Below are 4,742 nucleotides of genomic sequence, written 5' to 3'. Positions count from 1 at the left end.
AAAATTGGATACATGAAGTGTCCAAAGAGACATAAGCGAATCGGTGGTCAAACGAGGCAAGAATCACAGCGGCAGCCAGCGCTACCTGTGCAAGGCCTGCAATCGTCATTTCATCCCTCAGCCCAACCTAATCGGCTACCCGCCTAGAATCCCGCGCCAAGCAGTCGAGATGTATCTAGATAGCCACAGCTTCCGACACATCGGGCGCAATCTGCGTATCAAATGCGCAATCGGTAGCTACCTGGGTCAAGTGCGCCGGTGAACGTGCCTTGGCTGCTCCCATCCCACAGCCCACAACCGATGACGATACTTTCGTTGAGCTTGAGAGCAGTTCACATTCGTCGGGAGTAAAAAACGCGACGATCTCATCACGCAGCTCGAGCGCAGGACGCGCTGCGTGATGAGCTGGTAGATACTCTATCCCGCGATGAAGCGGTGTTGCAAGCTGTGGTGGATCAAGGGTCACGCGCATTTCAGTATTGCACCGACGGCTTCAGTGGGTATGCCGCTTTGGACTAGCGTGGCGGCTGTCTCTAGTTGCGTCGGGCAAGTCGCAGACCTATTCAGTTGAAGCAAGTCTCGCCGAGTTGCGGCGGCTCTTGATTGCTTATGCTGACGGGCGCGGTGCTTTTCGCGGTGTGTGGAGGAGCTACGGTGGTCGGGTGATTCCTTTGTGCAATGCTGGAATCGGTGGCAGCCCTTCAAGCAAGCGCATCCGGGTTATCAGAGCTATCCGCGGGACTACGCAAGTATTTGGATTTAGGCACTCCCTGAACTTGCCTTGGCCTCCCACATCCCACGGCCCCCAACCGACGACTAACCGATCGTCGAACTTGATGAGCTGTTCACATTCGTCGGAAATAAAAAATGCATCTATCTGATCAAGAATGTCAGGTGCAGGACGCACTGCTTGATGATCTGGTAGATACTTTATTCAGCGATGAGGCCGTGTGGTGCAAGCAATAGTGGATCCAAAAGAAACAAGCATTTCAGTACTGCACCAACGGCTTCATTGGGTATGCTGCTATAGATTAACAAAGGGAGACATATCTGATTACGCTGAACAAGTCACAGCCCTACTCGGTTTAAGCAAGTTTCAGGGACTTTTTATGGATTTTGTTTGCTTAAGTTGACGGTCGTAGCGTTTTTTTCAGTGTATAGAGGATCTACGACAGTTGGTTGCGTCTTTTGTGCAATGCTGTGATTGACATCAACAATTCAAGTAAACCCATATGGGTTATCAGAGCTATCCGCGAGACTATGCAAGTATTTGGATTTAGGTACTTCCTGATATATCTACAAACCGGTTAATATAGTTGTAATATGTCCTTTGGCCAAGACTATTTATTTAACACATTTACTCTCCACGATGTATAAAACAAAACGGCATGAGGCTATATATAAAATCTTTCATTCTCGTTTGATGTATACGTTTGGCTATAAATCTGCTTTATTATTTCAAAAACTATATTAGATACTTCTTTGTTTGATAAAAGTTTTCCCGCTTTTTCAATTATATTATACATTTTATTTGGCAGGAGCGATATCAATTTATTTATTATAGTTAATGCTGTCGAATGATCACGATCTTTTAAGGTTTTAATAATGGAAGTCAAAATATCCTCGTCTTTTTTAAACTGCAAGGCAACTGCAATTTTTTTATGATCGTTCTGTTCGAATAGATCTATGAATCTCCATAATAAAGATAATCCTATGTCTTCCTTTACTGATAATATGGTCAATAGCATCTTCTGCTGAAATTCTTTATCTCTTTTTACATGATCGTAGACCGAGTATAACAATTTCGAGATATCTGGCAAGTCTTCCTCATCTGAATTAAATATAATGTAATTTATCAGCCAAATTCTATCAGGGTCTTTCGTTGTCTCTATTATTTTAATCAAGCTGCTTTTAAGCTTTCGATTATCTATCAAATACAAATAATCAAGTATGTCTATTATCAATTCCTTGTTCTCTATATTATTTAAAATATATAGAGTGAATGCATCATAATATTCGCTTATATTGAATGATCTAAAAGCATCTATATTTTTACGTAAAAAAGCATAGAAGAAATTATTTTTATGTATAACGGCTGATTTGAAGTAGTGTAGTAGTAAATCTAACTTAGGATCATTTAAAACCATTCTGGTTACTTCCATCATAAATTTTTCATTAAACAGGGTAAAAGATAATCTTATCGAATCGATGCTTATTTCTCTCAAATTATCACATTCTTTTCCACACATAGAATTAACATAATTATCATATAAAATTAAGTCAACAAAGTATTCAGATAAGTATATGATTGATTTCTGAAGCCAGTCATGGTAGTATTCACATAATTTAGGGTTGTCATCAGACAAATTATAATATAATTCATCGTCTTTTTTGTTTTTATAAATATTGTCACAATATATTCTTGTTAAAATATTAGCCATAGATTTAATAATTATTCCTGGAAGAATGCTACATTCTCTCATGCATATTTGAGTTAAGAGATCATACTCTTTGATTCCACCAATTTCTCCAATCCTTTCAATTACCATTTTCTTTATATCATCATCCAAATCCTTATTTAAAGCGCTTATTAGTATATTAATAATTCCAGGATTATCGCACTGGCATATTGCTTCAACAATGATTTTTACATTTTCTTTATGATAAGACAATCTCTTCGCTTCGTTATAAAAATATTCTAATGTTGCTGATAAGTATTCTACACTACGTTCAGATCCAATATTCCCTATTGCGGAAATTATATAATCAAAACGATCATTTCCGTGTTTAAGTATAAAATCAAAGATATCCTCATCTATTTTATCTTTTATCTTCCCAACTTTTCCCATCATAAAGATAATTGTTCCTGTATAAGACACACAGTCCTTTTCAATTTCCTCACCGATCTTATCTAATCTCTTCTTATCGCCATCTATTAAATATAATCCCAACAATGCTCCAATTTTGCAGTCTACAATATCACTATTTTCGTATATTTCTAAAATTTCATAAGCGAGTGGAGACTTAGATAATCCTAAATAGATCAAATCGATTAGCAATGATTTATTAATATCCAGAAATTCATTCTCGTCTTTTAATATAACACGGTTTGTTAATATCTTAGAGGCAACGTCAGGGTTGTTTATGACATTTTCTTTAATTTCATTGCTATTGTAATTTATTATATCACTCAGAATGAGATGCTTAAAAAACTGGTGCGATTGCATCATGTCTCTTATTTTAATTCAATCGCGTTAATTGATAAAGGCATAATAATGATTAGATTAGCGGCGCTTATATAAAATACTTAAATATATACAAAAAATAAATATTTTATATAATTATTTCAACTGATTTTATACAAAAACATATATGATGTTTTGATGTATAAAAATAAAACCCAATCATTATGTTTATGATATTTATATTGCAATATCATTATTTAGTCAGTGTAATTAATTGAGCTTAATATTGTATAAAAACGCAGTGTTTATATTTGAATTATTTGTTTATACTTCAATTATTTGCGAATAAAATTGTATGCATGAAGCGTCCAAAGACTTATAAGCAAAACAGTGGTCAAACAAAGCAAAAATCACAACAGTAGTTAGTGCTACTTGTTCAATGCATGCAATCGTAATTTCACGCTTCAGCCCAACTTAATCGGCTACCCGCTTAGAATTTCACGCCAATCTTTTCATATATACTAGATATCTACGGCTTCAGAGGCATCGAGCGCAATCTGCCTGTCAAGTGATCAATTGATAGCTGACTGAGTCAGACGCATTCGTTATCGTGCTTTGGTCCATAACTCCACGCTCCTCTAACCGAAGAATAACTCATCATTGAGATTGTTAAGCTATTTACATTCGTCAGGAGTAAAAAATACGGCTGTCTCATCAATCGTGTTAAGCGAAAGGTACGCTGTATGATGAGCAGGTAGATACTCTACACGCGATGAGGCCGTGGTGCAGACAATGGTGGATACAGAAAAACAGGCATTTCAGTACTGCACCGACGGCTTTATTGGTTATGCTGCTTTGGATCACCGTGGGGCTGTCTCTAGTTGCGCCGGGCAAATCGCAGACCTATTCATTTGAAGCAAGTCTCGCCGAGTTGCGAGGGATCTCGCTCGCTTAGGCCGACGGGCGCGGTGCTTTTCACGATGAGTGGAAGCGCTGTTGCGGTCGGTTGAATTCTTTGCACAATGATTGAAAAATCAGCAATTCAAGTAAACGTATACGGGTTATCAGAGCTGTTCGCGGTATGAAGCAAGTATTTGGATTTATCTACCACCCACAATTATCCATGAAATTATCTTTAAATGCAATCACAAGTAGCTAACTATGTCAATTGTACTGCTGAGAGTACTGTCATTTCTATCACACGCACATAACGTATCGTTAACTATATTTTTGATTGATAAACAACTTACATTGGCCTAGATTAAAAACTCTCTTCCCGAAAATATTTGAGAAGTAGTTGACTTTAAAAACAATGGGGGTTACTTCACGCAGCTAAACTAAAAACATCTCGTCGTTTATTGTAGAAGTAAACTTACTAAGAGATATTATCAATTCTGATATTGATGGATAATCAGATGAAATCTTCGTTATTGTTTTTAGTATTTTATGTATAATATCACCTTGGTCTAATTCCATCAATACATTCATTATCGCTTTAACATGATCATCTTGGCGTGTACTTTTTATTACCTCCAATGCCGGTTGAATAATATTTTC

The 4,742-nt window shown here is 37.0% G+C and carries 4 protein-coding genes; all 4 read right to left on the bottom strand.

Translation table 11 applies throughout. From position 1 onward, the window contains the following. Positions 1-175: 175 nt before the first annotated feature. Positions 176-472, bottom strand: a complete 297-nt coding sequence (locus NZM04_04465) for a hypothetical protein (protein ID MCS7063288.1) — start codon at positions 470-472, stop codon at positions 176-178. 177 nt (positions 473-649) lie between these two features. Next, on the bottom strand, positions 650-907 hold the full coding sequence (locus NZM04_04460) for a hypothetical protein (protein ID MCS7063287.1): 258 nt from the start codon (positions 905-907) through the stop codon (positions 650-652). 487 nt (positions 908-1,394) lie between these two features. After that, a complete protein-coding gene (locus NZM04_04455; GenBank protein MCS7063286.1) occupies positions 1,395-3,230 on the bottom strand; it encodes a hypothetical protein in 1,836 nt (611 codons plus the stop codon). Between the two features lie 1,287 nt (positions 3,231-4,517). Next, positions 4,518-4,742, bottom strand: a 225-nt coding sequence (locus NZM04_04450; GenBank protein ID MCS7063285.1) for a hypothetical protein, incomplete at its 5' end; no start/stop codon positions are given.

This window comes from Candidatus Methylacidiphilales bacterium, assembly GCA_025056655.1.
Classification (GTDB): domain Bacteria; phylum Verrucomicrobiota; class Verrucomicrobiia; order Methylacidiphilales; family JANWVL01; genus JANWVL01.
Note: the sequence above shows the minus strand (reverse complement) of the source record. Positions and strands in the feature narration are given on the sequence as shown.

Excerpts from the sequence above, each read along its gene's own strand:
- NZM04_04465 (MCS7063288.1), bottom strand. The coding sequence starts at position 472 with ATGCGCGTGACCCTTGATCCACCACAGCTTGCAACACCGCTTCATCGC.
- NZM04_04455 (MCS7063286.1), bottom strand. The coding sequence starts at position 3,230 with ATGATGCAATCGCACCAGTTTTTTAAGCATCTCATTCTGAGTGATATA.